General features: G+C 51.1%; 28 protein-coding genes and 1 riboswitch. Of the genes, 11 read left to right on the top strand and 17 right to left on the bottom strand.

From position 1 onward, the window contains the following. Positions 1-14: 14 nt before the first annotated feature. Positions 15-1,862: an asparagine synthase (glutamine-hydrolyzing) gene (asnB, locus tag JSQ80_RS17710; protein ID WP_087436068.1), complete on the top strand. Its 1,848-nt coding sequence runs from the start codon at positions 15-17 to the stop codon at positions 1,860-1,862. A gap of 268 nt (positions 1,863-2,130) precedes the next feature. Here the strand turns inward: asnB and JSQ80_RS17705 are convergent, their stop codons facing one another. The 4 genes from JSQ80_RS17705 to JSQ80_RS17690 form a co-directional block, all read right to left on the bottom strand. Then, positions 2,131-3,426 carry a homocysteine synthase gene (locus tag JSQ80_RS17705; protein WP_206096181.1) on the bottom strand — a complete coding sequence of 432 codons (1,296 nt, stop codon included), beginning with the start codon at positions 3,424-3,426 and terminating at the stop codon, positions 2,131-2,133. Positions 3,427-3,578: 152 nt separating this feature from the next. Next, a complete protein-coding gene (locus JSQ80_RS17700) occupies positions 3,579-4,220 on the bottom strand; it encodes an XTP/dITP diphosphatase (RefSeq protein WP_087436066.1) in 642 nt (213 codons plus the stop codon). Continuing rightward, complete coding sequence (rph, locus tag JSQ80_RS17695; RefSeq protein ID WP_206096180.1) at positions 4,204-4,989, bottom strand: ribonuclease PH; 786 nt, start codon at positions 4,987-4,989, stop codon at positions 4,204-4,206. Before rph ends, JSQ80_RS17700 begins: the two co-directional genes overlap by 17 nt. Before the next feature lie 76 nt (positions 4,990-5,065). After that, positions 5,066-6,136 (bottom strand): GerMN domain-containing protein, encoded by a 1,071-nt coding sequence (locus JSQ80_RS17690; RefSeq protein ID WP_206096179.1) that lies wholly within the window; start codon positions 6,134-6,136, stop codon positions 5,066-5,068. Positions 6,137-6,362: 226 nt separating this feature from the next. Here JSQ80_RS17690 and JSQ80_RS17685 point away from each other — a divergent pair, with 226 nt between their 5' ends. The 5 genes from JSQ80_RS17685 (at position 6,363) to JSQ80_RS17665 (ending at position 10,232) form a co-directional block, all read left to right on the top strand. After that, a complete protein-coding gene (locus JSQ80_RS17685) occupies positions 6,363-6,935 on the top strand; it encodes a phosphatidylglycerophosphatase A family protein (RefSeq protein WP_087436063.1) in 573 nt (190 codons plus the stop codon). Between the two features lie 302 nt (positions 6,936-7,237). Continuing rightward, positions 7,238-7,453, top strand: coding sequence for a hypothetical protein (locus tag JSQ80_RS17680; RefSeq protein WP_206096178.1), 216 nt, complete (start codon positions 7,238-7,240; stop codon positions 7,451-7,453). Positions 7,454-7,826: 373 nt separating this feature from the next. Next, positions 7,827-8,282 carry an SdrD B-like domain-containing protein gene (locus JSQ80_RS17675; RefSeq protein ID WP_206096177.1) on the top strand — a complete coding sequence of 152 codons (456 nt, stop codon included), beginning with the start codon at positions 7,827-7,829 and terminating at the stop codon, positions 8,280-8,282. Then, a complete protein-coding gene (locus JSQ80_RS17670) occupies positions 8,279-8,848 on the top strand; it encodes an SdrD B-like domain-containing protein (RefSeq protein WP_206096176.1) in 570 nt (189 codons plus the stop codon). The genes JSQ80_RS17675 and JSQ80_RS17670 overlap by 4 nt, the downstream gene beginning before the upstream one ends. Before the next feature lie 109 nt (positions 8,849-8,957). Continuing rightward, a riboswitch (cyclic di-GMP riboswitch) is annotated at positions 8,958-9,049 on the top strand. Between the two features lie 97 nt (positions 9,050-9,146). Beyond that, a complete protein-coding gene (locus tag JSQ80_RS17665) occupies positions 9,147-10,232 on the top strand; it encodes a CAP domain-containing protein (RefSeq protein ID WP_206096175.1) in 1,086 nt (361 codons plus the stop codon). A gap of 127 nt (positions 10,233-10,359) precedes the next feature. Here JSQ80_RS17665 and JSQ80_RS17660 read toward each other — a convergent pair whose 3' ends face one another. The 11 genes from JSQ80_RS17660 to JSQ80_RS17610 form a co-directional block, all read right to left on the bottom strand. Beyond that, entirely contained in the window at positions 10,360-10,641 is a 282-nt protein-coding gene (locus JSQ80_RS17660) for a class D sortase (RefSeq protein ID WP_336245847.1), read from the bottom strand. A gap of 58 nt (positions 10,642-10,699) precedes the next feature. After that, positions 10,700-11,689: an MBL fold metallo-hydrolase gene (locus tag JSQ80_RS17655; RefSeq protein WP_206096174.1), complete on the bottom strand. Its 990-nt coding sequence runs from the start codon at positions 11,687-11,689 to the stop codon at positions 10,700-10,702. Positions 11,690-11,726: 37 nt separating this feature from the next. Beyond that, positions 11,727-12,461, bottom strand: coding sequence for a class I SAM-dependent methyltransferase (locus JSQ80_RS17650; RefSeq protein ID WP_206097645.1), 735 nt, complete (start codon positions 12,459-12,461; stop codon positions 11,727-11,729). 154 nt (positions 12,462-12,615) lie between these two features. Beyond that, a complete protein-coding gene (locus JSQ80_RS17645) occupies positions 12,616-13,914 on the bottom strand; it encodes a uracil/xanthine transporter (RefSeq protein ID WP_206096173.1) in 1,299 nt (432 codons plus the stop codon). A gap of 536 nt (positions 13,915-14,450) precedes the next feature. After that, positions 14,451-15,152, bottom strand: coding sequence for a carbohydrate ABC transporter permease (locus JSQ80_RS17640; RefSeq protein ID WP_206096172.1), 702 nt, complete (start codon positions 15,150-15,152; stop codon positions 14,451-14,453). A 124-nt stretch (positions 15,153-15,276) separates the two neighbouring features. Next, positions 15,277-15,876: a carbohydrate ABC transporter permease gene (locus JSQ80_RS17635; RefSeq protein ID WP_206096171.1), complete on the bottom strand. Its 600-nt coding sequence runs from the start codon at positions 15,874-15,876 to the stop codon at positions 15,277-15,279. Then, the gene (locus tag JSQ80_RS17630; protein ID WP_206096170.1) at positions 15,860-16,132 is read right to left on the bottom strand and encodes a hypothetical protein; all 273 of its coding nucleotides are present in this window, start codon (positions 16,130-16,132) and stop codon (positions 15,860-15,862) included. The genes JSQ80_RS17635 and JSQ80_RS17630 overlap by 17 nt, the downstream gene beginning before the upstream one ends. Positions 16,133-16,252: 120 nt before the next feature. Continuing rightward, positions 16,253-16,975, bottom strand: a complete 723-nt coding sequence (locus JSQ80_RS17625) for a ThuA domain-containing protein (protein ID WP_206096169.1) — start codon at positions 16,973-16,975, stop codon at positions 16,253-16,255. Continuing rightward, complete coding sequence (locus JSQ80_RS17620) at positions 16,975-17,943, bottom strand: sugar phosphate isomerase/epimerase family protein (RefSeq protein WP_206096168.1); 969 nt, start codon at positions 17,941-17,943, stop codon at positions 16,975-16,977. The genes JSQ80_RS17625 and JSQ80_RS17620 overlap by 1 nt, the downstream gene beginning before the upstream one ends. A 100-nt stretch (positions 17,944-18,043) precedes the next feature. Then, entirely contained in the window at positions 18,044-19,126 is a 1,083-nt protein-coding gene (locus JSQ80_RS17615) for a Gfo/Idh/MocA family protein (protein ID WP_087436054.1), read from the bottom strand. Between the two features lie 100 nt (positions 19,127-19,226). Then, a complete protein-coding gene (locus JSQ80_RS17610) occupies positions 19,227-19,985 on the bottom strand; it encodes a TIM barrel protein (RefSeq protein ID WP_206096167.1) in 759 nt (252 codons plus the stop codon). A 200-nt stretch (positions 19,986-20,185) separates the two neighbouring features. On the opposite strand from JSQ80_RS17610, the gene JSQ80_RS17605 reads away from it, so the two are divergent. The 4 genes from JSQ80_RS17605 to nagA all read left to right on the top strand — a co-directional run bounded on the left by JSQ80_RS17605 (position 20,186) and on the right by nagA (position 23,983). Further along, complete coding sequence (locus JSQ80_RS17605) at positions 20,186-21,040, top strand: helix-turn-helix domain-containing protein (protein WP_206096166.1); 855 nt, start codon at positions 20,186-20,188, stop codon at positions 21,038-21,040. Positions 21,041-21,218: 178 nt separating this feature from the next. Continuing rightward, on the top strand, positions 21,219-22,076 hold the full coding sequence (locus tag JSQ80_RS17600; protein ID WP_206096165.1) for a MurR/RpiR family transcriptional regulator: 858 nt from the start codon (positions 21,219-21,221) through the stop codon (positions 22,074-22,076). A 7-nt stretch (positions 22,077-22,083) separates the two neighbouring features. Further along, complete coding sequence (gene nagB / locus JSQ80_RS17595; protein ID WP_087436050.1) at positions 22,084-22,812, top strand: glucosamine-6-phosphate deaminase; 729 nt, start codon at positions 22,084-22,086, stop codon at positions 22,810-22,812. Further along, on the top strand, positions 22,805-23,983 hold the full coding sequence (nagA, locus tag JSQ80_RS17590; RefSeq protein ID WP_206096164.1) for an N-acetylglucosamine-6-phosphate deacetylase: 1,179 nt from the start codon (positions 22,805-22,807) through the stop codon (positions 23,981-23,983). The genes nagB and nagA overlap by 8 nt, the downstream gene beginning before the upstream one ends. Positions 23,984-24,191: 208 nt before the next feature. On the opposite strand, the gene JSQ80_RS17585 is transcribed toward nagA, so the two are convergent. Together JSQ80_RS17585 and JSQ80_RS17580 are read right to left on the bottom strand one after the other, a co-directional pair. After that, positions 24,192-24,416: a helix-turn-helix domain-containing protein gene (locus tag JSQ80_RS17585; RefSeq protein WP_019422432.1), complete on the bottom strand. Its 225-nt coding sequence runs from the start codon at positions 24,414-24,416 to the stop codon at positions 24,192-24,194. Between the two features lie 265 nt (positions 24,417-24,681). After that, positions 24,682-25,644: a YhcN/YlaJ family sporulation lipoprotein gene (locus JSQ80_RS17580; RefSeq protein ID WP_206096163.1), complete on the bottom strand. Its 963-nt coding sequence runs from the start codon at positions 25,642-25,644 to the stop codon at positions 24,682-24,684. A 278-nt stretch (positions 25,645-25,922) separates the two neighbouring features. On the opposite strand from JSQ80_RS17580, the gene JSQ80_RS17575 reads away from it, so the two are divergent. Continuing rightward, entirely contained in the window at positions 25,923-26,921 is a 999-nt protein-coding gene (locus JSQ80_RS17575; RefSeq protein ID WP_206096162.1) for a ketoacyl-ACP synthase III, read from the top strand. The last annotated feature ends 51 nt before the right edge of the window (positions 26,922-26,972 follow it).

The following is a 26,972-nucleotide window of genomic DNA, read 5'->3' as shown; positions in this document are numbered from 1 at the left end:
AGGATGAACGTAACATGTGTGGAATAACTGGTTGGATTGACTGGCACCGGGACTTGACCCAATGCTCCGGCATTTTAGAGCAAATGACCGAAACATTATCAGCTCGCGGCCCGGATGCCAAAGGAACGTGGATCTCCGGACCCTGTGCATTAGGGCATCGGCGCTTGTCCGTCATTGACCCGGTAAACGGCGCACAACCGATGATTCGCCAGACAGAACGCGGCGCCTTCGCCATCGCCTATAACGGTGAATTGTACAATACAAAGGAATTGAGATCCGAGCTGCAAAGCCGCGGACATCAATTTCTCACACAATGTGATACCGAAGTGCTGCTCGTCGCTTATCTGGAGTGGAAGGATGCCTGCGTAGAGCGGCTGAACGGTATTTTTGCATTTGCGATCTGGGATGAAGCCGAGCAGCGGCTGTTCATGGCCCGCGATCGGCTGGGGGTCAAACCGTTGTTCTATGCGCGCGGCGAAGGATGGTTCGTATTCGGTTCGGAGCCGAAGGCGCTCCTCGCACACCCCGATATCGAGCCTGTCATTGGTCTGGAAGGCATGGCAGAGATTTGGATGGTCAGCCCAGCGCGGACACCGGGACATGGGGTTTACGATGCCCTGCGCGAGCTTCGTCCCGGACGCACGCTTCGCTATGATCACAACGGTCTCGCGATAAGCACATATTGGAAGCTCGAAAGCGCTCCACATGAAGAAGATGCGGAAGAAACCGCCGCGCACGTGCGCATGCTGCTGGAGGATACGGTCGAGCGGCAGCTTGTGTCTGACGTGCCTGTGTGCAGCTTGCTGTCAGGAGGGTTGGACTCAAGCGCCTTAACCGCTTTATCCGTTCGTCATTACGAGCGGCATGGATTGGGCCGAGTGCATACGTACTCCGTAGACTATGTGGATAATGATAAGCACTTCAAAGCACACGCTTTCCAGCCGAATGCGGATGAACCTTGGATACAACGTATGGTTGAAGCGCTCGGCACAGAGCATCACTGGATTAAATTCGATACACCGGAGCTGGTCGCTTCCTTGGAAGACGCTGTGCGTGTCCGGGATATGCCCGGCATGACAGATGTGGATGGATCTTTACTGCGGTTCTGCCGCGAAATTAAACACGGAGCGACCGTCGCTTTGTCAGGGGAAGCCGCAGATGAGGTGTTCGGCGGTTATCCTTGGTTCCACCGGGAAGAGGCGCTCAATGCCAACACTTTTCCCTGGGCGCTCTCAACTACGCTCCGGGCGAGCCTGCTCAAGCCCGAAGTGAGGGAGCGCATCCGTGCGGAGGAATACGTGGCTGACCGCTACGCGCAAGCGGTCAACGAAGTGCCTCCCTTGCCTGGAGAAGACGCCCAATCGACGCGAATGCGGGTGATGTCGTATTTGAACATCACTCGCTTCATGCCGACTTTGCTCGATCGCAAAGACCGGATGAGCATGGGCGTCGGCTTGGAGGTCCGCGTGCCATACACCGATCATCGCTTGGTCCAGTACGTCTTCAACATTCCTTGGGATATCAAAACTTATGGCGGACGGGAAAAGGGCCTGCTTCGCAAAGCTCTCGAGGGCGTCCTGCCCGATGATGTGCTGTACCGCAAGAAAAGCCCCTATCCGAAAACACATAACCCGAATTACTTGAATAGCGTGCGTCGAAAAGCATTGGAACGCCTCGATGATTCAACCTCACCGCTGCATCAGTTCATCGATGCGGAGCGGATTCGCGGCATTGCCGCCTCCGATGAGGCCAGCTCTCATCTGCCGTGGTTCGGCCAATTGATGTCCGGCCCGCAGTTGTTCGCTTACTTACTCCAGGTCGACGTATGGCTTAGAGAATATAACATACGTGTGGCTTGGTAGCGGTTAAATTCAACCCCCGCCCCGTACCGGCAGGACGTTCTGGCGTCTGCCGCTGCGGGGCTTTTATATAACTGAAACTGTCGCTTCACCAGATGGCAACGTTCAATCGCTTCTCGCACAGCCTCATCCCATATTGAAAAAACGCAGCCTCGCGGCTGCGCTGAATGAATGATGCGATGAGTTCATCTTATTACGAACGTTATCCGGGCGAAATTCTCCTCTCAGCCACACCCAACCGATAATCCAGGCAGGCTGTCAGTTGCGCCATTTATAATTGGCTTGCCGCAATGGCTTGCTCGAGGTCATGCAAAATATCGTCAATCGATTCGGTGCCGATGGATAAACGGATAATTCCGGGACCTACGCCTGCCCCAATTTGCTCTTCTTCGCTCAATTGCTGGTGGGTCGTGCTTGCAGGATGTATAATGAGCGACTTCGAATCGCCGACGTTGGCCAGATGGGAGAACAATTTGACATGTTCGATAATCTTCCGCCCCGCATCGATGCCGCCTTTAATTTCAAAGGTCACAATTGCGCCTTGGCCTTTAGGCAAATACTTTTGCGCCAGATCATAGGAAGGGTGGCTTGACAACCCGCAATAGCTGACCGATTGAACAGCTTCGTGATTCTCCAAAAATTGAGCTACCTTCAAGGCATTCTCGCTGTGCCGCTCCATGCGAAGATGCAGCGTCTCGAGTCCTTGCAGGAGCATGAAGGCATTGAACGGAGACATTGTTGCCCCCATATCGCGCATCAACTGCACCCGAGCTTTGATAATATAAGCGATTGGGCCAACGGCTTCCGTATAGACCAGACCGTGATAGCTTGGATCAGGAGTGGTTAAGCCAGGGAATTTGTCATTGGATGCCCAATTGAACGTGCCGCCGTCTACGATAACGCCTCCGATGGAGGTGCCGTGCCCGCCAATGAACTTCGTAGCGGAATGAACGACGATATCGGCGCCGTGTTCAAGCGGCCGAAGGAGGAATGGACTCGGGAATGTATTATCGACAATGAGCGGAATGCCGTTCTCATGGGCGATCTTGGCGACGGCTTCAATATGCAACACGTCGCCTCGAGGATTGCCGATAACCTCCGCGTAGAGCGCCTTGGTCTTATCTGTAATCGCTTTGCGGAAGTTCTCCGGTTCGCTCGAATCAACGAAACGGACCTTAATGCCCAGCTTATTGAGCGTGGTGGAGAAAAGATTGTGCGTTCCTCCGTATAAGCTGGTGGCAGATACGATCTCGTCGCCTGCGCCGGCAATGTTCAGGATGGCGTATGTAATCGCCGCTTGTCCCGATGCCGTCGCGAGCGCGCCCGCTCCGCCTTCCAATGCAGCAACCCGCTTCTCGAACACGTCGGTAGTCGGATTCATCAAGCGCGTGTAGATGTTGCCGAATTCCTTCAAAGCGAATAAATTCGCCGCATGATCTGTATCTTTAAATGCATAAGACGTTGTCTGATACAATGGAACCGCGCGCGATAAGGTTGTAGGATCCACCTCTTGGCCGGCATGAACCGCCAGCGTTTCTAATCCAAATGTCCGTGTTGCCTCACTCATAATCATCCATCCTCCTTTTGCCTTGTTGGAAAATATTCTCTCACATTTTCTCGCGCTTGGGAAGGACTAAATCTGAGTAACCTTATAGAAAAAGACACCTAAACATGCATAATGCAGCCAGGTGTCTCATATATAGCTGTTTTCAATCGGTTTTAACGCAGCTGCTGCCGAAGCTGCCGGATGGCATCTCCGCGATGGCTGATGCTTTGCTTCTCCTCTGGCGACAGCTCAGCCATCGTGCGGCCGAACTCGGGCAGATAGAATAAAGGATCATAGCCGAAGCCGTTCGTGCCGCGCGCTTCGTTGATAATATAACCATCAGCCGTGCCCCGTATTTCCAAGGCTTGACCTGAAGCCGGATCGAACAGCGCCAGCACGCATACAAATTGCGCCTGGCTCAGTATCGGGGCTCCCGCCTCAAGCGGCAGGCCTGCTCCCCTATCCATCTGCGGCAGCTTCGCCAGCTCTGCCAGCAGCTTCGCATTGTTGGCCTGGTCATTGCCGTGATCGCCTGCATAGCGTGCGGAATAGACGCCTGGCGCCCCGCCTAGGCGTTCTACGCACAGCCCCGAATCATCGGCCAACACCGGAAGCGATAAAGCTTCCGCCATCGTCTTCGCCTTCTTCAGCGCATTCTCGGCGAAGGTCTCGCCGTCTTCTTCGATGTCCGGAATATGCGGGAAGTCCGCCATGCTCAACACCTGCTTGCCCAGAGGAGAGAAGGCAAGCTGAAATTCCTTCAGCTTGCCTTTGTTCTGAGTCGCAATAATAATCGTATTACTTGCGATTTCCATGTCCGTCAGCCCCCCCTGCAGCAGCCATCGCCTGTACGGCAATTTTGTCCGCGATCGGGCCAAGCGCTTCCTTCTGCAGTTCCACGATACTCATGATGCCCTTCTCTGCGCTGGCGAGCAGTTCATTCAATTCTTCACGCGAAAACGGGCTGTCTTCGCCTGTTCCTTGAACTTCAACGAATTTGCCGTTACCCGTCATAACGACGTTCATATCCACTTTAGCGGTAGAGTCTTCGCTATAATTTAAATCAAGCAGCGTTTCACCCTGAATAATCCCTACGCTAACAGAAGCCAAAAAGTCGGTGATCGGGAATTTCGGGAGCGAGTGCTGGTTGGCAATCTTGTTGACGGCCATGGCCATGGCGACAAATGCTCCCGTAATCGAAGTCGTGCGCGTCCCCCCGTCTGCCTGAAGAACGTCGCAATCGAGCGTAATCGTCCGTTCGCCGAGCGCATGCAGATCCACGACAGAGCGCAGCGCGCGTCCGATTAGGCGTTGAATTTCCATCGTTCTCCCATTTACCTTGCCGCGTGCCGATTCGCGCTGGTTGCGAACTTGCGTCGCGCGCGGAAGCATGGAATACTCCGCCGTTATCCACCCTTTGCCTTGACCTTTCATAAACGGGGGAACTTTCTCATCGACCGAAGCCGTACACATAACGACTGTGTCGCCTACTTCGATCATAACGGATCCTTCCGCATATTTATTCGTGTTCGTCCGAATCGTAATTGGGCGGAGATCATCCGCCTTTCGTCCGTTGCTTCTCATGTAAGTGCCTCCTACAATTCCACTGTCATCCGTAAAGTAACATCCCCTATTCTACCAAAGACCTTGGCGAAAATCATCAACCTTTCCAAGCCAAATTCACTACGGGACGTGCAACCGGCACAGAATAGTCTTTCTTATCAGTGCCTTGAATATCCGTTATTCCGTTTATTTTGACCTGCACCTTGGCAATGCCTTTCTGCTCTGTTAACGACAGCACGACGGATTTAAGCAGCTCCGCGGGAATCGGATCTCCTTCAGCGAACATGCTGTCTGCCAAGTCGACCGTCAGCGTATCGCCCGCGCGGGAGATACCGTTAATTTTCGTTTCCTTCGTAGCGGCCATCGCCATCGCTTTCTTATCCAGCGGACCTTCGATCATTTGCTCAAGCGTTGCCTGGACAGGCTCGTCATAAGGTTCGATCAGGCGCGTAACCGGAACAAAATATGATTTCCCGTCCTCGTTGTAGCTGGAAAAATAGAGCGTGACCGGCATCGAGCGCAAATAGCTGACCGTGTCCGACTTCTCCACGTTAATTCCGAACTGGCGGTTTAGCGGCACATCGAGCGGCGTGCCATCCACTGGCATTTCATTCAACTTCTGCGAATCCATCCACAGCTGGACATTCTCGATTTCAGGCAAAGAGGTCAGCGTCCATGTGATCGACTCCAATATTTTACGCTCCTCTGCCGGTTCATAGTTAGCAAACTGCTTCGACAGCTCGACGATAGCGAGCTTCTGATCCGGCTTAAGCGTCAAGTTCGTTACGGTTGTCCCTTTGGGGAGCGTCGCTGTAAATCCGGACGGCAACTTCTCTTTATGCGTGCCTCCGTCTACAAGCAGTTCCAAGGACGCTTGCGCCAGCGACTTCGTATTGTCCGCATCCCATTGATATGAGATCGGGGCCAAATAACCGTGGCGGTCCTGCACGAACACCGTCATATTGGCATTCATGTGCGCTTCATCCTGCAAAGACGGGCTTGTCCCGAGCGAGCTGGTCTTCCCCTCCGCGGCAGTCAACATTTGCGCCTCCACATCGGCAGGCGGCTGATCTATCGCTCCGTCGCTTCCTCCGCATGCGCTAAGCAATAAAGGCAGTGTCAGCATGACCGCGAGCGCCCCTTGTCGTAATCCTCGTGTCCGCAACATATGCGAAACAACCTCCTTAATGGCGATTTCGTCAGGGGTGAGTGTGATGCGTTCCCCTCCCGTTTGTCCTATATATACGAGCAGGCTGCCCAAAACATGACGGTTTTAGGGATTTTTTGAACAACCTCCACTTGAGAATGAAGGTATTGAGTATATCTTTGTCGTATACATAAGAGTACCCATCTGAAGAAATAATATGGAAGTGAAAGAAAAAGAGGTGACTGCCATGACTCAACCGATCGAACCAATTGCTCGCGAAGCGACTAAACCGTACAGCTTGGACAGTGAAAAAGTGGAAAGGGCTACGCGCGAATGGCTGCTGAAACGAGGCGTGACCGTTGATAAAATCGCGGAGCTCGTTATGTTTCTGCAACAGCAGTATTTTCCGGAACTGACGATGGAGTATTGCATATACAATGTGGAGCAGGTGCTGGAGAAGCGTGAAGTTCAGAACGCTGTATTGACGGGTATCCAGCTCGATATTATGGCTGAAGAAGGCAAGCTGTTTCCCGCCCTTCAGGAAATGGTTGAGAATGACGAAGGCTTGTACGGCGTGGATGAAGTGCTCGCGTTCTCGATTGTCAATGTATACGGAAGCATCGGATTTACGAACTTCGGGTATGTGGATAAAGTAAAGCCGGGCATTCTGGAGAAGCTGAACGACAAGCGCGACGGTGAAATTCACACGTTCCTCGATGATATCGTCGGTGCCATCGCGGCTGCGGCCAGCAGCAGAATCGCCCACAGGAAGCAGGCCGAACGCGAACAGGAAATGGAGAAATTGCGAGAAAATGAATAGCTACGATAAATAAAGCTGATGAAAACCGGTTGCGGTGATCATCGGCTTTTTTTGTGCGGATGCATAACAATACGCAATCCAAGTTTCAGATTTTGTATAGATGGATCATTTAATATACCGTAGGAAAGCACCTTGGGAAATGGGTGGAACCAATCGTTTTCATGGACAAGAAGCGAAAGCCATGATGCAGGGCGACTTGTCCCTATTTCAAGGAGGTGTGCTTCAATAATTGGCCTTAGTTTCGAGATTCAGCGCGTTACCAAGTTCATAAATGAAAATCAAGGAAAGGAGGAACCATCCGTATGAAGACAATCCAGAAGTTGCAGGCGATTGTATGGGCGTTAGTGCTTGTATTGAATGTCGTGCTGACCCCTGCAGCGGCACATGCCAATGATGCATCAGGCGATGGCAGCATCATCAGGTTGAGCGTGAACGAACAAGAGGTGCTTTCTGGAAAGAAGTTTACTTATACGATCGATTACAGTCTTTCCAGTAGAACGGGAGAAACGCAGCCCTGACAGCACGCCTGTCGAGTTCAATACCGCTGCCGTCACGGCAGTCGCTTCCGCAGAATGAACGCTCGTAAAGGAGCGGGTCGTTCCCGTAGAGGGAATTCAACCTCGGCCCGGGACTAATGTCACCTACCAAATAACGCTCAAAAATATATAGGGAAAAAACAGTTCAGAAAAATACGGAAATCTTAACGTAAGCCATGTGACCATTGCCGACGTTCTGCCGGGTGTTTGCGCAGCAATCTGCTTTAAAACCTGGAGAAACGAAAGTTCTGGAATGGACAATGAGGTCGCCTGTTGGGGCACCGGTCGGAGATGAGGATTCGCATGGAATTCTTTCGGCTTCACGGCTACACGGACCGACACCAATACCGACCTGTTGCCAGCCGAGCCGCTCAAGGTAGGAATTAAAATCAAGAATAGTCCGAAGGCTGAGATCGGCAATTATGTTTGGTTTGACAAAGATGGCACCGGAATTCAGACGAATGATTCCAATTTAGCCGGGTTCACTAAACAAGGCGCAGGCGATGACAGGAACCTTGATTCCGACGCCAAGCCAGAAGGCAATACGGACATCATTGAGCTCAATAGAGGCGATAAGCGCCATGACATCGATGCCGGATTAGTAAAGAAAAAACTCCCGCCCAACCCTGAACCGAAAAAGGGAGCAATCGGAAAATATGTCTGGTTTGATACGAACGGCAATGGAATTCAGGACGATGGGGATACTGGCATCAACGGTGTTAGGGTGGAGTTGTACAACAATGAAGCGAGCAAGAAACTCGCTTCCACAGTGACCCGCTCCGTATACTACAGTTCAGGTACTATAAGGTGAAATTCTTTGCACCGGACGGTTATACCTTTACTCTGAAAGACGCAGGCGGCAATAGGGCACTTGATTCCAACGCTTATAAGGACGGGTGGACTGATATCATAGCTCTTGCCCAAGGCGAGCATAACATGACAATCGATGCGGGACTCATTCGCAAACCGGCGGAACCCGGCCCAGATCCCGATCCTGATCGGCCAGGCGGGTCAGATCGTTCGGGCAATTCCGGAGGAGGTTCATCTTCAACGAATCCAACGACGGAGCCGGGCAGACCGTCTGAGCCATCTAATCCGGGTTCAGAACACGATGAACCTTCCGATGTCAACTATCCGGAAGACAACACTGAAGGAGAGCAAGATGAAAACAACGACGACGCCAATGATACCGAGGTAGATGGCGGTACCGACTCCGAGCCGAACAAGGAGGAACAGCCAAAATCCAGTCCGAAACATACGGATACGCTGCCTCAAACAGGCGAAGACGCTCCTGTCGCGCCTGTGATAGGTGCCATATTATGTACATTAGCACTCGTCGTATGGTTAGCACGAAAAAAAATATTCGCGCAAAACTAACCAATTAGCCTTCAAGGAAACGAGGCCTTTCGGGTTGTAATTTCGCAAGTTAGTATGTACAACCTTTTCTGACTCATATATAGTGGAGATAGTTACATTGATATGAAGAAATGGGTAACGGCAAACTCTAGCGAAAGCAGAGGACGCAAAGCCACGGGTCTAATGCGTGTGTATACATGCGATGATAGCCGGGTTGCCCTAATTGCGACATTTGTCGTTGCGCTTTTTGCCGTCGCCCTAACATACCGTTATTCCTTCTCATTCAAACATACATCATTAATAAATGGGAGTTGGTATTATGTCGAAACATGTTGTTTCAACATTAGGCACCAACGCTGCGGTACATAGACGGCAGCAGTTTAGACAACGAGAAAAGAGGTATGCATCCTTATTCATCGCCATTATGATTTTGGCCTTGTTCTATTCCTCCCAACCAGCACAGGCAGCCAATGAGCATCATGCGACGGCATCAAGCGGCTCATCTGACCGTCATACCCAGACAATTGCGAAGCCAAGTTGGAAGAACCAAACTGATTTTATAGTGCAAGGCGTATCCATTGGCATAAGCGAACAGGCTTTGTTTGAACTATTAGGAGAACCTGCCCGCAAGGATATAAGCGAATACGGCTTTGAATGGTATGTCTACAATCACAATTATAAGCGGTACTTGCAGGTTGGCGTGAATAACGGCAAAGTAGTAGCTCTCTACACGAACTCCCAAGATTGGACAGCCGCGAGCGGCATTCATTTCGGCTCGACGAGATCAGAGGTGGAAGCAGCACTCGGTCCCGCACTGACCAAGATTAAAAAAGGAAACACCATCTATAACTACAAAGACAACGGCCGCAAGCTGACCATTCATCGAGTCGGCGACTTATATGCAATCCTATTTTACGATTTGAGCCAGCAGGATACGGTTACGGCGATACAGCTTATCGCTGCGGAGACGGAATTAGCGTTTAAAGGATATTACGGTACGCCGAGTGAGCGCTTGCGTGAAAGCTTTGAACGGGAAGTATTCGATCTGACCAATGCTATACGCGTGCGTTATGGGAAGGAACCATACGAGTGGGACGACGTTATTGCCGATACTGCGCGCAAGCATAGCACAGACATGAAAAGCAGAAATTTTTTCAACCATAACAATCCTGACGGAAAAACACCCTTCGATCGGATCAAAAAGGACGGGATCACTTACATAGCCGCTGGAGAAAATATTGCAGCCGGCCAGACAAGCGCCATCTTTGTCCATGAGGACTGGATGAACTCTAGCAAGCACCGCAAAAATATAATGGGCGATTATGAACGACTGGGCGTCGGGGTATCCTTCGACGGCAAATCAAACGTGTTTTACACGCAAAACTTTTACACTCCAAAGCCTTGATCCACGCCCCGGACAAGCCTGTTTTGGACAAGCATAAAAGCCGCCGCATGTATAAGATGCGGCGGCTTTCATTGGAGCTTCCTGCTCCATCTTCAACCCGTAATCAATTCCCTGATATGCCTCGTGATCAAAAGGGATCTCTTTGAACCTCCTCTTCAAGTATCTCTGCCTTAATAATGAGCCGATGTGTCGGATTATCCATCGGTTCGCAAGTAATCAGCGTCAATTCCTTGTCATCCTTATTTTGATCAAGCACGGACAAGTCTTCCGGTTCAACTACAAACTTCGTATTCACCTTATATACATAAGTGTTGTTCGTCGTTTCGATTTTAATTTCATCGCCGGCTTCGAGTTCGTCAAGCCGGTTGAAGTGCCGCCCGCTAGAACGAAGTTCCCGTTGCGCCTGGATCGCGATCCGGCACTACGACTCCACTGCCATGTTTTAACGCAGTTGCGAACGAAACACGCTACATGCCGGATGTCATTGTCCATTGCCATGTACACTGCGGGCGAAGCTTCCGCGCCAGACCACGGCGTTCAAGCTCAATCAAATGAGCGAGCGTCTCACCCAGCGCGAACCGGAACTGATGTACCGTCAGCCGTTCAAGCGAGCCGAACCAGGTGCAGCACAGCTCATAAGCCGTTCGCGGTTCGGTCAAGGAAGCGGCGAGCCCTGCAAGACGCTCCTCGTGATGGCGGAGCAGCTCCTCGATGCGGGAGGAGTAGTGGCTGAACGGATGGCGGTGACCCGGCAGCGCCAGATCGACTTTAAGTTGCAATAGCCGCTCAAGTCCCGTCATATAAGAATGAAGCGGCTCCGGATCGCTTCCCGGCATAAAGCTTACATTGGGCGAAATCTGCGGCAGCACATGATCCCCGGCGATCAGAACGCGGCTTGCTTCGTCATAGAAGCTCATATGCCCAGGAGCATGGCCGTGCGTCTCAATCGTGTTCCAGTTGCGGCCGCCAAAGGCCACTTGTTGGCTGTCCCGGATAAAGCTCACCTGCGGAAGCGGAGACACAAGCGGAATGAAACTGTCCATATGAACACCTATGGCCTGCACAACCTCATCCGGCGCGCCATGCTCTTCAAATAGCCGTTGCATGGCGGCCGCCATCGCCTGGGAAGATTCCCATAACATTTGCGCATGCCGCCACCCCGTCTCCGACAGCCATACCGGCACGTCGAACTGCAGTTGCAGCTCGCCCGCTATGCCGAGATGATCCGGATGATAATGGGTAAGGACGATTTGCGCCACATCGCCGCTGTTGATATGCAGCTGGGCAAAGACCTCTACCCATGTGCGTGCTGCCTGCTCCGTCCGCAACCCCGGATCGACGATCGTCCATCCATCCTCCCCGTTCAGCAAATAAGCATTGACCCATCGCAGGGAGAACGGCAGCGGAACTTTGACTTGAATGATATGCTCGGCTATGTAATCCAGCTTTACAGTCATGTCTTGGCCTCCGTCCGTTTATTGATGTTCCGGCCGATCAGGGTCTATGCCCGACCATAATCATCCGCGCCGCCTGCTGTTCAGCATAAGGCATGCCATCATAACCTCCGTATACGGCGTCCAATTGAAGCCCTGCTTCGCTCATCATGACTTCGAAATCCGGAAGCTCATACAGACGGACGCGCTCTTCATATTGCCGTTTGTCGTTCATCACCATATCGGTTAACGTAATATCCTTCTTAACGAATCCGTCTTCAATCCTGCGGCGTTCCTGAATAAGAGTCCCTTCGGATGCACGCTCCGACTGCGGCACCAAGTGCTGCTTGACATAGGCAGGGTTCAGGAAATCTACAATATATCGTCCCTGCGGCTTCAAAACGCGGAATATTTGCTGAAACACCCGTGCATTGTCAACATTATCGGTAAAATATCCGAATGAAGTGAATAAGTTCACCACTGCATCGTAAGGACCGTCCACCGGGAGTTCCCGCATATCGCCGCGGATGAACGTCACCTTTCCTTCCGCATCATGCTTCACGGCCTCGTGCAGCAGCACCTCCGATAAGTCTATGCCTGTCACCTGATAGCCGGCATCGGCAAGCGCAAGCGCGTGCCTGCCCATTCCGCAGCATAAATCCAACACGGTCGCAGAGGACGACAGCTTAAGCCAATCCATCATACGGTGGACCTCCTCGGTTGCCCCTTGAAAGTCCCGATGCTTATACACAAGTAAATAGTCACGACCGAAGCTTCGCTCGTACCATTCTGCCATCATTATCACCTCAACTTGTCTATTATTATATTGTAACGGTTGCCACCAGGTTTGCATAGCGAAAAAGCTGACTGCCGTTGATTGCCCACAGTCTGCTTTTTTAATGGATGAACAGCATTTCAGTTTCCATACGCTGCAATATAAATGGAACCTGTCATGCATCCAATCGCTCCCATGGCACGATCCATTCCATCATTAAAGTCAGCAAAATGCCCATCAGCAATCCGTTCGATATAAGCGGCCGGACCAGCGCCGGCATCTGCACCCATGCTTCATTCGGAATCGTCATCCAGGCAAGGCCGACGAAAATAGGCAGGGCCACCCGGTAAATGGTGCGGGCGCTGAATCGGACCCCTTCCAGATGGCGCAGTGCAGAGCCAAGCATGCTCAAGTAGGCTACGAACAGCACCGCATTGCCAATTGTCAACGGCATGGAAGCAAACCATTGCGCCACGGGAGGACACACGCCGAACAGCGCAAAGGCGCAAGCTCCTATCATAAAAGGTCGGCGTTCGGTAATGCGCGTTGACTGGAGAAAACCGATAGAAGACGCATAGGTTGCAAAGGGAACCAAGCTGAATATGCCGCTCAACATATACATTAAGCCTGTCACGGTCAAAGAGCCTTTATATTGACGCACGGTCGTCGGCCGGCCGTATAATTCCTCTGCCGCTTTCAGCGTCGCCACCGTATTGGACAGGCTGAGCAGTCCCGTGATGAAGGACATCAAAACGATGCCTGCATTCAATTGATAAAAATCAGGCTTCCCCCAGACGAAAGGGCGCCATGCAAATCCGGAAGCAGCCAGTTCCGTTTCCGCTGCGGGAAAGAGTACCGCATAAGCGGCCCATCCGGCCACAATCCCGATAAGAATGGAGAAATTGCTAACGAACCCCCGGCCCCGAATGTTAAGCCATAACGTTAGCGCGACAATTGCAATGGATAGACCGGCAACAGCAGGGTCAATACTCTCGCTGTCATTAAGCCCCAACATCCCTTTAGCAAAGATGAATACTAATTGAGCGCCAAGCAGCGTCAGCACGACGAACATGACGAATGAATTGAACCAACGCTGCAGGACGCTTCCAAATCCGAGCAGGCCGAGCACAATGACAGCAGCGCCAGACAGCATGACGCCGACAGCTAGCGAACCGCCCAGTTCAGGCAGAGACAACCCCATCGAGGGCGCCGAAGCGCACAGGCTGATGATAACGCCCCACCATAAGCCAGCCTGACCTTCCATAAGCGCCAAGCGGTGCCCCAGCCAGCCCTGCAGCAAGCAAGCCGCTCCCGTCAGAAGAAACGCGCGCTGCATCGTAAAGGCAATCTCCTCCGGCGGAAGCTGGAACGCATGGCCGATCGTCAATGGAATGACGATCGTGTTCGTAAACATAAAAAAGAGCCATTGCACAGCGGCCAATCCCGTGCGCGCTCCTTTCAACGAAGATATCATCTCTCTTCTCCCCCCCGATGAATTTCATTATCATCTATCCTAGTGCTGTCCGCCGCAATGATCAATCTTTATATTCTCTTTGCTTCGTTCTCCCTTCCCATAAGGAGATGACAGTGACAGGCAGCTCTCTGATTTCCTGCCATCCTATGCGCGCAGCATAGATGGAATACGGAAGTAGTCTGCCTTAGCTGCGGCGATATACTTTGATTCATACGAATCTGTATCTGTTTTATTCTCAACTAATCCCGACTGAGTATATGGGAGAATGGAGCAAAAGATGAGACGGACGTACCTTCTCCATGAAGGATACGGTGTCGAAACCATAAAAAACCGACATACGTCATCGCTGACGCATATCGGTCCATAGGATTTATATTTTTGAAGGCTTTTGAGCTTTAGCCTTTAAGTCCGCCCATGCTGATGCCTGCCGTCATTTGGCGCTGCAAGAGCGAGTAGGCGACGATCGTCGGCACCATGACGATGACGAGGCCGGCAAAATAGCGCACCCCAGTCGGTGGAGAACCGCTGCACTTCCATCAAATAGACAAGACCCAACTGGAGTGTCCGCTTCGTCTCTGACGTAATGAACGACAACTCCATTCGTTCCACGCCGCCCCCATGAAATTGAAGATGATGACGGTAACGAGCGAAGACTTGGCCATCGGGCCGATGATCTGGAACAATATTTTCGTATTCGAGCATCCGTCAATCGAATCGGCTTCCTCATATTCTCTCGGTATGCTGGACATAAATCCGATCAAGAGAAAAATCGTATACGGAATATGAACCGATACATAGACGATGGCCAGGCCCCACAAGCTGTCCAGCAAGTGAATTTTGCCGAGTAGCAGGAACAATGACACAATCATGAATGCGGATGGGATGAACAACGACGACATATAGACGTTGCGCAGCCAGCGCATCGCTTTTGATTTGGCACGCGCAATCGCGTAGGCGCCCATGAAGGACACAAGCACGCATAGCGTAACCGGCACGACCGGCACGAACACGGAGTTCATGAAGTAGTGACCGATGCTCGCTTTTTCAAAGGCGCTCACATAGTTCGTAAAGGAGATGGTGCTCGGCAGCGACCACGGATTTTCGTAGAATTCCTCTGTCGTCTTGAACGAAGTCGTTATCGTCCAGAACAACGGGTACAGCACGACCACGCTATACAACAGCAGCAGAATACGGATGGGAAGATTGCCCATGAATTTACGGAATGAAAACTTTTGCATCGCTGCATCCCTCCTAATATTCCACTGCGTCGCGCCCCATCAGCCTGTCGCTAATGAAGAAGAATATGATCGTAATCCGCAGGATGCCCCAAATGAGCGGAACGGTCATATGGGTAAATTGCTTTCATTCGCCAGCGCCGTCGATGACGGCCGCTTCGTAAATATCGTTCGGAATCCCTTGAATGGCCGCGATATAAATAATCATATAATAACCGACTGCTTGCCATACCATCGGTAAGATAAGCGCCCACAGCACGGTAGATTTCTCACCTAGCCAAGCATGAATCCATGAATTGAGTCCAGCGGCATCCAGGAACGAGTTAAGTATGCCGAATGTCGGATGGTAGATGAAAGACCATAAGATCGAGATGACGACAATCGCCAATACGTTCGGGAAAAAGAAGATCGTACGGTAGAACGTCGTTTCACGCAGCTTGCGCCGCGTCAGCAGCACGGCGAACAAGAGTGACAAGCCCATCGTTATCGCCGGTACGAAAATGAGCAAAAACAAGTTGTTCGTCAAAGACTGCCATACTTTCGGATCATGAATCAGCGTTTCAAAGTTTCTCAAGCCGACGAACGTAATTTCGTCTGACATACCGCTCCAATCATAGAAAGCCATCACGATTGCCTGAAGGAATGGATACAAGGCAAATTTCGAGAACAAGATCAGCGCGGGCAGGGTACAGAACACGAGGAACCATTGTCTAGATTTCGTATTCATTCGCTCCACATCCCCCAGTGTTAGTGGTTGCGGGAGCCGAGCGGCCCCCGCAATAACCTATCACGCCTTCTTCGAACACTTTGATCGAGTTGTAAACCGATTCAGGCACGAAATCCTTGACGAGACCGGGAGCGTTCTTCACGGCAACGATACCCGTTGTCTTTTCTGCGTTCAATTTAATGCTGTCGTCACGATATTGGAATTTGATGAACTCCTTCGCCAATTCTGGATTTTTCGCTTTCTTCGGCTTCAACATAGAGCAATTTTGGAACTACCTAGATTATTTTTACTTTGAAAAAATTCCTTCTGATCTCGCACTTGCGGACCAATAGACGCAAAAAAGGCGCCTTTGCAGGCGCCAAGTTTGTTATCGATATTAGGTTAATGGTTCAAGCGGCTTCGCGTTGCCATATGCCGGATAAGAGCGAGTGGCAGGCTTAGCCCAATTGACCGCATTATAAATGACGCGGCGAACCTGTTCATTATAATAGGTCGGATACGTTTCATGACCTGGCCGGAAGTAGAAGACTTTGCCCATTCCCCGGTGGTAGCAGCATCCGCTGCGGAATACTTCTCCGCCGGTGAACCAGCTTACGAACACCAGCTCATCCGGCTCGGGAATGTCAAAGTGTTCACCGTACATCTCTTCTTGCTCCAGCTCAATATATTCTCCGATGCCTTCTGCTATAAGATGCCCTGGAGAAACGACCCATAAACGCTCTTTGTCATTCGCTTCGCGCCATTTCAAGTCGCAGCTCGTACCCATAAGCTTCTTGAAGATTTTGGAGAAGTGGCCGGAGTGCAGCACGATAAGTCCCATTCCCTGCAGCACACGTCGATACACGCGTTCCACAATTTCCTCTTCAACCTCGTTGTGCGCCATATGGCCCCACCAGAGCAATACGTCCGTTGCGTTCAACACCTCTTCGCTCAAGCCATGCTCCGGCATATCCAACGTGGCGTAGCGAACGTGAAATTCCGATTCCAGACCTTCTCCAATTGCGCCGTGAATGCCCTTCGGATAGATCTCGGCGACCTTCGGATTGTTATGTTCATGGCGATATTCGTTCCAAATCGTGACATGGAGTTGTTTTGTCATTATACCCACCACATCTCGCCAAGCGGTTCCTTCATCAATATCGGCTGCAGGTTCTGCACTGCCTTCGTGAAGCCTTCGCCGATCGACATCAAGCCGTCTTCATGCTCAATGCTTACAACATAATCATAACCTATCAGACGAAGCGCGCTAATAATGTCAGCCCATGTCTTGATATCATGTCCATAGCCAACCGTGCGGAACTGCCATGCGCGGTCTAGCATCATCGAATACGACTGCATATCTGTAATGCCGTGTTTGTTCACATTGATCGGATCGAGCGTCGTGTCCTTGGCATGGAAGTGATAGATTGCGTTCTCTTGTCCGAGAATGCGAATGGCCTGCACCGGATCGATTCCTTGCCACCACATATGGCTCGGATCGAGGTTGGCGCCGACTGCTTCCCCAACCGCCTCGCGCAGGCGCAGCATCGTGCCAGGGGAATGGACGGAGAATCCTCCATGCAGCTCAAGAGCAATCTTGAGTCCGCGCTCAGTGGCATACGAGCCGACCTCTGTCCAATATGGAATCACTTTTTCTTTCCATTGCCAATCCAATATTTCTTGATAATCGTTCGGCCAAGGCGCCACTGGCCAGTTCGGATACTTCGCTCCCTCATGATCCCCCGGACAGCCGGAGAAGCCATTTACAATCGGCACTTCCAGCTTCGCCGCCAAATCCAACGTAGCCATGAAGTCGTCATGGAACTGCTTGGCAATCTCCTTCTGCGGATGAAGCGGGTTGCCGTGACAGCTTAGCGCGCTAATCATCAAGCCGCGGGATTCCACCGCTTGCTTGAACGCTTTTATTTTGCCCTCGTCAGCGAGCAGCTCGTGCGGATTGCAATGTTTGTTGCCGGGATAACCTCCGGTGCCAATCTCGACCGCCTCCACCCCTTTGGCTGCGATCGTATCCAGCGCTTCCTCCAGCGGTAGTTGTCCGTACAATACAGCAAATACGCCTAATTTCATTGCTAGTCCTCCTTCGGTAAAATCAGCCCTGTGCGGGATGATGTCTTGCTGTCTTCCTCTTTTTAGAGGTGTTCAAAGGCTCCCTCTTTGAACACGTCTTTTATTCGAAATAGATCGCTTTGCCCGTGCGGGACGACTCATAAATTGCCTCTAAAATTTCAGAGACGACGCATGCTTGCTCTGCTGTCACAACCGGTGTCTTATCATGCTCAATCGCGTCGATCCAGAGACGCATCTCCAAATCCGGAGCACTTTCCGTCGCACCGTCATAGAAGTCAACGCCGCCCGAGTCAAGTTCGATTTTCTGCTGATACAGACGGCTATGTTTTTCACCATTAATATTCAGCCCGTTGACCATATCCGCTCCGCCTTCGGTTCCGCACAGCGTGCACTTCGCTTCGCTGACCTGCGTCGTGTTGAGCGCCCAGCTGGATTCCAGCATAATGGTCGCGCCGTTCTTCATTACGACCATGCCGAACGCCGAATCTTCGACCGTAAATTTCTCCGGATCCCACGGCCCCCATGCATTGGCTGCTTGCTCGCGGCTGCTGAGCTTATGATAGGATGTGCCAAGAACGACCTTCGGCTCGTAATTATCCATCATCCACAGCGTCAGATCAAGCGCGTGCGTTCCGATATCGATCAGCGGGCCCCCGCCTTGCTTCTCCTCATCCAAGAACACGCCCCAAGTCGGAACGGCACGGCGGCGAATCGCGTGAGCCTTCGCATAGTAGATTTCTCCGAAGGTATCATCTTCGCACAGCTGCTTCAAATACTGGCTATCGGAGCGGAAACGGTTGTTGTAGCCAACGGTTAATTTCTTGCCTGTACGCTTCGCGGCTTCCACCATGCGGCGCGCGTCTGCCGCCGTCTTCGCCATCGGCTTCTCGCTCATGACGTGCTTATCGCTTTCCAGGGCGGCAATGGAGATTTCCGCGTGAGTATCGTTCGGCGTACATACGTGCACAATATCAATGCTGCTGTCTTGCAGCAATTCTTTATAGTCACTGTATACTTTGGAATTTTCGTTGCCATACTTGGCTTTCGCTTCTTCGGCGCGTTCCACCACAATATCGCAAAACGCAACCATCTCGATATTATCCAATTTGGACAAGCTAGGCATATGCTTGCCGTTGGCAATGCCGCCGCAGCCGATAATCGCAATTTTATAAACCTTAGACATTGTTGTTTTCCTCCTCAAAATCGATACTATTTATAGTAAATCCTTAACTTTACAGGTATAGTTCTAACTTGGCGGTCAGGATCGAATGAAGATGAGCCAATTATTTGCCTAAATTGTTCTTAATCCATTGACGGCTGTTCTTGACGCTATCCAAGCTCGGGCGTTGGCATTCGTCCTGCTCGACGATTAGCCATTCCGCTCCGGCATCCCGCGACGCTTGCGCGATGGCCATCAAGTCAAGTTCACCGAGACCCAGCTCTACGGTCAACGGCTTACCCTCTTCGGTACGCTTCAAATCCTTGAAATGAACAAGCGGAATGCGGCCCGTATATTGGGCGATTACGCTGAGCGGGTCATAGCCGCCATACTGCACCCAGCATACGTCAAGCTCTGTAAAGAGCTTCTCCGCAGGAAGCTGCTGGAACAGCGTGTCGAACATCGTCTGCTCGCCCAGCTTGGTCGTAAATTCAAAATCGTGGTTGTGGTAGCCCAGCTTGATGCCATGCTCCGCAAGGCGCTCTGCCGCACGCGCGAAATGCGCCGCTGTCTCTTGAAGGGCAGCCAGCGTATTGTAGCGCGACTCTCCCAATCCAGGGCAGATTACGTGACGATTGCCGATTGCCGCGTTCATCTCAATCTGCTCATCCAAATGATCGATCAGCTGCTCGATGCTGACGTGGGAGCCGGCGGCTTGCAAATTCAACCGCTCCAGCGTCGCAGCCAATTCCTGCGGCTGCAATCCGCCGTAGCCAGCGAATTCAACTCCGTCATACCCCATTGCCGCTACTTTTTCCAACGTGCCTGCAAAATCCTTCGCTGTCTCGTCCCTTACGGTATATAACTGTAATCCAATCTTCACCTTGTTCCACCTCATTTGTGTATGAAAAATAACGAATAAACAACATATTCCAGCCTGGTTGAAAAGGTTTTCAATGAACTGCCTTCATTGTGCCACATCGCCACCCCAGTGTGAATGAAGGATATCCTTTTTATATGAACAATCTTGCTGCTTTTGCTATAATTACTGTAAATCAAAACCGATTGCGGCAGGAGGAAACAATGTCCCCATCGATTGAAACCGATAAAGACTTTACATTAATGTTCTCCGGGTACGCCCGGCATAGCAAGCCGATGAGCATGATCATCCCGGAGCTGAAACACTATCTTGTCCGAATCCAGCTTGAGGGCAGTGCGCACGTATGGCTTCATGATCGCTTCGAGGCGTTCAAACCCGGAGACATGCTGCTGCTAGCCCCCGGACAGTACTATGATTTACAAATCGGCTACCGCGATCCGGGCACGTTGGATCCGCTCCCTAAGGTGCACAGCCTTGACTATTATTTCATAATCAACGGTCCTTGGATCGCGGCTTGGTGGAACAAGCGCGCGCGTCCCGGCAAAGCGGTCCTCGGCATCGACGACCGGCTGTTGTCCTTATGGCGGGATATTATGCAGGAGCAGCGGCTGTTCGGCAGCCACAACATGAACGATATTGTCAGACATCTGACATTCGCCTTCTATCACATGTTGGACCGCACGCTGACGGAGCGCTCCCATCCCTCGTTCCAAAATATGAAACGCAGCACGCAGCTTGCGCACCAAATGAAGCATTATATCGAGATAAACGCAACCGAGGCGTTTACGCTGCAAGAAGTGGCTGAAGCGGTGCAGTTAAGCGTCTCACGAGCGTCCCATATATTTAAAGAGACATTCCATCAGTCCGTGATGGATTATGCGATCCACGTCCGGTTGAACATGGCTTGCGAACGCATACTGCATGGATATATGCCGCTAGAGCAGATCGCCGAAATGTGCGGCTTTCAAAGCTATTCTTATTTTCATCGCACGTTCAAAAATCGGTTAGGCCTGTCCCCGCGCCAATTTCGCGAGCAGCGCCAATTAGAGCAGCAATAATTCATCTTGCTAGCCTGCGATGCGGCAAGTGTGATGAAATTGTGGTGTTTTTCACTTTCGGCTTGTAATGCGGCCGCTTATTTACTATGATTAGAGTGGTATTGAAAAAATTTTCATCATTAGAAGAAAAATAATTAAAATTATTTTCATAAAATCCAACCGTAAGAGGATGATTTTTTTGTCCAGTATATTGCAAGCGATTCGGCAGCAAGCACACGAATTTCATCCCCAGGAACGCAAGGTGGCCGATTACATTTTGCAATTTCCGGGCAATGTAGTGTCGATGGGCATCACGGAGCTGGCCGAGCAATCGGGAACGTCCGCCGCAACGGTGACCAGATTTTGCAAATCGCTTCATTTTCGCGGATATCCCGATTTCAAGACAAAGCTTGCAGCTGATTTGGCTCAACAAACAACGCCGCTCTCCTATCAGGATATTATTGCAGGGAATCCCCTGCGGGATATTATTTCAGCTATTGAGTCCAATCATATCCGGTCTATATCAGATACGACACGGCTACTGGATATTGTCACTTTGGAACGCACTCTGCTTGCCTTCCAGCAGGCAAGGCAGATCGATCTGTACGGTATGGCGACTTCAGGCATCGTAGCGATGGATTTCTATCAGAAGCTCATTCGCATCGGGAAGCGGGCCACTTGTTTTCCCGACCCTCATATGCAAATCACTTCCGCTGCGAACCTTACCGCAGAAGATGTTGCCTTTGCCATTTCCTATTCCGGGGAAACACCGGAAACAATTGAAGCTCTGCAGTGCGCCAAAGAACGCGGCGCCACAACCATTTCCTTGACGAAGGTCGGCGTCAATCGTCTCGCTTCTCTAGCAGATATATCGATTTGCGCTTCTTCCTTGGAAGAAGGCATCCGGCGCGGCGACATGGCATCGCGCATCGCGCAGCTTCACATAATCGACATTTTGTTTGCGGGCATCGTCAGCGAGCAGTTCGACGAGCACATCCCCAAGCTGGAGCAATCGTATCGTATGGTACGCAAGTACCGTAAAGATAAAGGGAGGTAACTTTTACATGAATCTGTTGACTTTTCAAACGAATGAAGAATTGAACCAAATCGGAGCAAGCATTATCGCAAGTCTGGTGCAGACGAAACCGAACGCGGTTCTCGGCCTCGCGACCGGCAGCAGTCCGATCGGCATTTATCAAGAATTGATTCGTTTGAACGAAAAAGGCTATGTCAGCTTCAAGAACGTTCGCTCTTTCAATCTGGATGAGTATGTGGGGCTGCCTGCAGGACATCCGGAAACGTACTTATCCTTTATGAATAAGCAATTGTTCGATCATATCGACATTAATAAGGAAAACACGCGCGTGCCGAACGGCAACGCAGAGAACCTCGAGCAAGAATGCAAGCAATACGACGAAATGCTGGCAGACGCCTCCATTGATTTGCAGGTGCTGGGCATCGGTCATAACGGTCATATCGGGTTCAACGAGCCCGATCAGAACTTGCACGGCGGCACCCATATTGTTACCCTTAAAGAAGAGACCCGCCAAGCGAACGCGCGCTTCTTCGATTCCATTGACGAAGTGCCGAAGCAAGCGGTTACGATGGGTGTCGGTTCTATTTTGAAAGCAAAAATGATTATGCTCGTCGTTCGCGGCGCAGATAAAGCAGACATCGTTCACCGTGCCTTGACTGGTCCGATTACAACTGAAGTTCCGGCGTCGCTCTTGCAAATGCACCCAAACGTCGTCGTATTGCTCGACAAGGAGGCGGCTAAATATTTCCATGGCTAATTCAACATTCACCCTCACCAATGCGTGTGTCGTGACACCGAACGGCACATTGTGCGACGGTATTGTCCGTGTCGAAAACGGACGCATCGCCTTTATCGGCAAACGGTCCGAGTTGACGGAAGCCCAGCAGCTTGGCTGGGCGCCTGATGCGATTGACGCCCATGGCGGCTGGGTACTTCCTGGATTTATTGATTTGCATGTGCACGGCGGCTTCGGATCGGACTTTATGGACGCGACTAGCGATGCGTACAATGCGATCACGAAGTTTCATATGGAGCACGGCACGACGGCCATGCTGGCGACCTCAATGACGCAATCCCGCGAAGCGCTTGATCGTGTCATGGTTGCGGTAGACGACTATATGAAGCAAGGCATGAAATATACGCAGCTGGCTGGCGTCCATTTGGAAGGACCGTTCGTGAATCCGAAATATAAAGGGGCCCAGAACGCCGAATTCATGATTGACCCGCAAATCGGCTGGTTCGAAGATTGGCATGCACGTTTCCCAGGACTCATGAAGCAGGTCAGTCTTGCGCCTGAGCGCAACAATGCGCTCGAAGCCATCCGCTGGCTGCGCGCGCACGCCGTGAACGCAGCGGCCGCACATACAGCAGCCACATATGATGAAGTAACTCGTGCGGCGAACGCCGGCTTGAATCAGGCAGTGCACACGTTCAACGCGATGACGCCGATTCACCATCGCGATCCGGGCGTTGCCGGCGCTGTGCTGACCGATGATCGCATTACGGCAGAGATCATTGCCGACGGCATCCACGTGCATCCCGCTTGCATCAAGATGCTGACCCGCTCTAAGGCGCCTGGCAAGCTCGTCATCATTACCGATGCGATGTCCGCAGCGGGCATGCCGGACGGTCAATATGACTTGGGCGGCTTGGCTGTAACCATGCGGCACGGCGTATGCCGGCTGACCGAGGGCGACTCGCTGGCAGGCAGCACGCTGACCATGATTCAAGCGTTCAAAAATATGGTGAACTTCGTAGGACTGACTGTCCCTGAAGTATCCCAGCTCGCAAGCTTGAACCCGGCCCAACAGATTGGCATCGCTGACGTAACCGGCAGCATTGAAATCGGCAAGCAAGCGGACCTGGTTTGGACCGACCCAGAGTTGAACATTCAACGCGTATGGGTTAAGGGCAGCACCCATATGTAAGCAGATAGACTGAAGCGCTTCTCCTTGAGAGAGGCGCTTTTTTGAGCAATAAAAAATAAAGCGTAATTCCAACAACATACTGCTGTTAGTCCTACGCTTGAATTTATTCGGTGCAAGTCGTCCGAACTTGCTCATCAAAGAACCTCCTATCGCATAACCTGCTGGATATGCTCAAGAAGGCTAAATTGTCAGGGCGATGGGCTAATTGTTAGATTTTTAACTCCCCAAGCTTGATTAGCTCGACAACCGCTTGCGAACGACCCTTCACGTTCAATTTTTGCATTACGTTCGAAATGTGATTTCGGACCGTTTTTTCGCTAATAAATAATTGTTGTGCAATGTCACGGGTCGTTTTGTCCTGAACAAGTAATTCAAAGACTTCGCGTTCACGATTGGTCAGCAGGAACTTGCTTTTGTGATCGCTACCCTTCAAGTGTCACCCCTCCTTGCCCAAATTTTTGTAATATAACAAGGTTAAGGGATACAGTCAAAGTTATACTATGAAGGGCGATTACACTTGGTGCGGTAGTTCGCAAAAATGGGCTTCGCCTTCCCGAGCACACAAGGATAAATACATAAAACCATCCCGGTTGAAGCAAGTTAACATAGACTTTAGCCTTTATGTAAAGACAGGGCTTGTCTCTGCACGCATATTCTTTGCGTTAGAGAGCAAGTCCTGCATCATGGCCATGGCGATATTATCTCCCTGGAGCCATATTGTTTAACCGATTCGGTCCTGTCGTGTTAGCGCCGGCATTCGTCGGGAACACGCGGTAAATCATTTCTTGAATTTCATTGGCAAGTCCTGTAAGCGGTTGTCCATTTCCCGCTTGGTTCATATACCGGTTCATCCGATCTACGAAATCCGGATTTGCCGACACGTATACGTTATTGCAGTTTGGAGCTTCTTTTTTGACCGTCTTGGCGATTTTGTTTTTCAAGTCACGGTCAACATCATTTGCACCTATTCCATTATTGTAGGTGTTCGTACGGTTAGAATATGTGCCCATATTCGTGCGTTTCGTAGTTGTCCCAAAAGAACGCGCATTGGAACGATTGCCGTTCATTCCGGACAATCCTCTCGTCCCTGCCGTATCGTCGGTCTGTACCGCAACGTAAGCGTTGTTATTAGTCAACAATACATTGGCGGACTTCACGCCTTTAATCGCTGCAACCTTGTTGGCGATTTTTTGGCTCATTTCCATTTTGCCATTCATGGACTGCATGCCGTAGCGTCCGCCATTCATGTCGTAATTGCGGCCGTACATTCCACCATTATTGTTGCCAAACATGCCACCATTATTGTTGCCAAACATTCCACCATTATTGTTGCCAAACATGCCACCATTATTGTTGCCAAACATTCCACCATTATTGTTGCCAAACATGCCATCATTATTGTTGCCGCGCGTTCCTAACGTTCCACCATAATTGTTATCTAGAGTGTTCGTACGGTAACCGTTTCCGTTAAAATTCGTATTATAGCGGTTGGCGTTAAAGCGGTAATCCCCGTCAAGCGGTCGAACACCATCTGTGGACCGGTACATGTTATTCGGACGGGCATTCTTGGTGGTTACATTATCACGATTCATACAACCTGTCATACCCATCGTCATCACGAGCGCAGCCGTCATCGTCAGCAAAGCCACCTTCAATCGCATCGAACTTCCTCCTTATATAGATGAATGGGGGGTGTCACAACACTTAGCATGCGCTGAGGCGCGGATGTTATGCCGATAGGTTTTTCCCGCGCTTCCACTCCTTGCAGCGGAATAAATTATGAAAATAGCCGCAGCTGCATCCTTATTTGAGTCTTTGTTGACAAATTGTAGCGGCCAATATAATATTAGAGCAACACAATTTTAGTACCTGGTCCTAATAAAATGGTTTTCGGTCTCATATTCATTTTTCCATTCGTTCTAAAGGAGGATTTTTCATCTTGCAAACCGTGAAGCTGCATACTAAAGCACTAATTACCGCATTCGGCACTTATGTACCGGAGCGACGTTTGACCAATGAAGATCTGGCTGCGATGGTGGATACAAATCATGAATGGATCGTGCAGCGCACAGGTATGATTGAACGGAGAATTGCCGGTCCCGATACATATGCCAGCGATTTAGCATATCATGCGGTGCTTGATTTGGCAGAGCGTCATGGGGTGGATGTGCAGACTATAGATGCGTTGCTTGTTGCGACCTCGACTCCTGACGCATTCTTCCCGAGCACTGCGGCGCTTGTTCAAGCGCGTCTCGGCATTTCCAATGCGATGGCATTAGATATATCCAACGCATGCGCGGGCTTTGTAAGCGCAATGCAATTGGCCATCGGCCTGATTGATTCCGGGATGCACCGCAAGGTTTTGGTCATCGGCTCGGAAGTGTTAACACACGCGATTGATTATCAAGATCGCAGCACTTGCATTTTGTTTGGCGACGGAGCCGGAGCGATTCTTCTTGAAGCCGGAACGGAGCCAGCGTGCTTTGTTGCCTCCGGCTCGTTGACGATGGGAGATACAGGGGGCATATTGCATCGTCGCGCGGTAGCCGATCGCATCGGAGAGATCGAGATGAGGGCTGACGGCACGTTGTTCCAGAACGGGAGAGAAGTATATAAATGGGCGCTGCAGCAAGTGCCTGCCGGGATCAAGCGTTTATTGGACGAGGCGGGATACTCGGCTGACCAAGTGGATCGGTTTGTTCCTCATAGCGCTAATTTGCGCATGATTGAGTCAATATGCGAACGCTCCGGCATCCCATTGGAGCGCACACTGACAAGCGTACAATATTATGGCAACACTTCGGCCGCGAGCATTCCATTGGCCATTGCCGAAGGGCTGAAGGATGGAAGATTGCAGCCTGGGCACCTGACGCTTCTTTATGGCTTCGGCGGCGGCTTCTCGCAAGCGATGCTGCTTTTGCGTTGGCCCACTTTTTGACCAAGCGGAAAGCGGAGGACAACGCCGGAATATACGCCTCCGGCGTCCTCT

The sequence above is a fragment of the Paenibacillus apiarius genome (assembly GCF_017052585.1).
Lineage (GTDB): Bacteria > Bacillota > Bacilli > Paenibacillales > Paenibacillaceae > Paenibacillus_B > Paenibacillus_B apiarius.
Note: the sequence above shows the minus strand (reverse complement) of the source record. Positions and strands in the feature narration are given on the sequence as shown.

Excerpts from the sequence above, each read along its gene's own strand:
- JSQ80_RS17700 (WP_087436066.1), bottom strand. The coding sequence starts at position 4,220 with ATGGAAATCGCAAGTAATACGATTATTATTGCGACTCAGAACAAAGGC.
- JSQ80_RS17625 (WP_206096169.1), bottom strand. The coding sequence starts at position 16,975 with ATGACAAAACAACTCCATGTCACGATTTGGAACGAATATCGCCATGAA.
- JSQ80_RS17635 (WP_206096171.1), bottom strand. The coding sequence starts at position 15,876 with ATGAATACGAAATCTAGACAATGGTTCCTCGTGTTCTGTACCCTGCCC.
- JSQ80_RS17690 (WP_206096179.1), bottom strand. The coding sequence starts at position 6,136 with ATGTTGCGGACACGAGGATTACGACAAGGGGCGCTCGCGGTCATGCTG.
- JSQ80_RS17640 (WP_206096172.1), bottom strand. The coding sequence starts at position 15,152 with ATGCAAAAGTTTTCATTCCGTAAATTCATGGGCAATCTTCCCATCCGT.
- JSQ80_RS17630 (WP_206096170.1), bottom strand. The coding sequence starts at position 16,132 with ATGTTGAAGCCGAAGAAAGCGAAAAATCCAGAATTGGCGAAGGAGTTC.
- rph (WP_206096180.1), bottom strand. The coding sequence starts at position 4,989 with ATGAGAAGCAACGGACGAAAGGCGGATGATCTCCGCCCAATTACGATT.
- nagB (WP_087436050.1), top strand. The coding sequence starts at position 22,084 with ATGAATCTGTTGACTTTTCAAACGAATGAAGAATTGAACCAAATCGGA.
- nagA (WP_206096164.1), top strand. The coding sequence starts at position 22,805 with ATGGCTAATTCAACATTCACCCTCACCAATGCGTGTGTCGTGACACCG.
- JSQ80_RS17620 (WP_206096168.1), bottom strand. The coding sequence starts at position 17,943 with ATGAAATTAGGCGTATTTGCTGTATTGTACGGACAACTACCGCTGGAG.
- JSQ80_RS17650 (WP_206097645.1), bottom strand. The coding sequence starts at position 12,461 with ATGGCAGAATGGTACGAGCGAAGCTTCGGTCGTGACTATTTACTTGTG.
- JSQ80_RS17605 (WP_206096166.1), top strand. The coding sequence starts at position 20,186 with ATGTCCCCATCGATTGAAACCGATAAAGACTTTACATTAATGTTCTCC.
- JSQ80_RS17580 (WP_206096163.1), bottom strand. The coding sequence starts at position 25,644 with ATGCGATTGAAGGTGGCTTTGCTGACGATGACGGCTGCGCTCGTGATG.
- JSQ80_RS17680 (WP_206096178.1), top strand. The coding sequence starts at position 7,238 with ATGAAGACAATCCAGAAGTTGCAGGCGATTGTATGGGCGTTAGTGCTT.
- JSQ80_RS17685 (WP_087436063.1), top strand. The coding sequence starts at position 6,363 with ATGACTCAACCGATCGAACCAATTGCTCGCGAAGCGACTAAACCGTAC.
- JSQ80_RS17615 (WP_087436054.1), bottom strand. The coding sequence starts at position 19,126 with ATGTCTAAGGTTTATAAAATTGCGATTATCGGCTGCGGCGGCATTGCC.
- JSQ80_RS17705 (WP_206096181.1), bottom strand. The coding sequence starts at position 3,426 with ATGAGTGAGGCAACACGGACATTTGGATTAGAAACGCTGGCGGTTCAT.
- JSQ80_RS17645 (WP_206096173.1), bottom strand. The coding sequence starts at position 13,914 with ATGATATCTTCGTTGAAAGGAGCGCGCACGGGATTGGCCGCTGTGCAA.
- JSQ80_RS17655 (WP_206096174.1), bottom strand. The coding sequence starts at position 11,689 with ATGACTGTAAAGCTGGATTACATAGCCGAGCATATCATTCAAGTCAAA.
- JSQ80_RS17665 (WP_206096175.1), top strand. The coding sequence starts at position 9,147 with ATGTCGAAACATGTTGTTTCAACATTAGGCACCAACGCTGCGGTACAT.
- asnB (WP_087436068.1), top strand. The coding sequence starts at position 15 with ATGTGTGGAATAACTGGTTGGATTGACTGGCACCGGGACTTGACCCAA.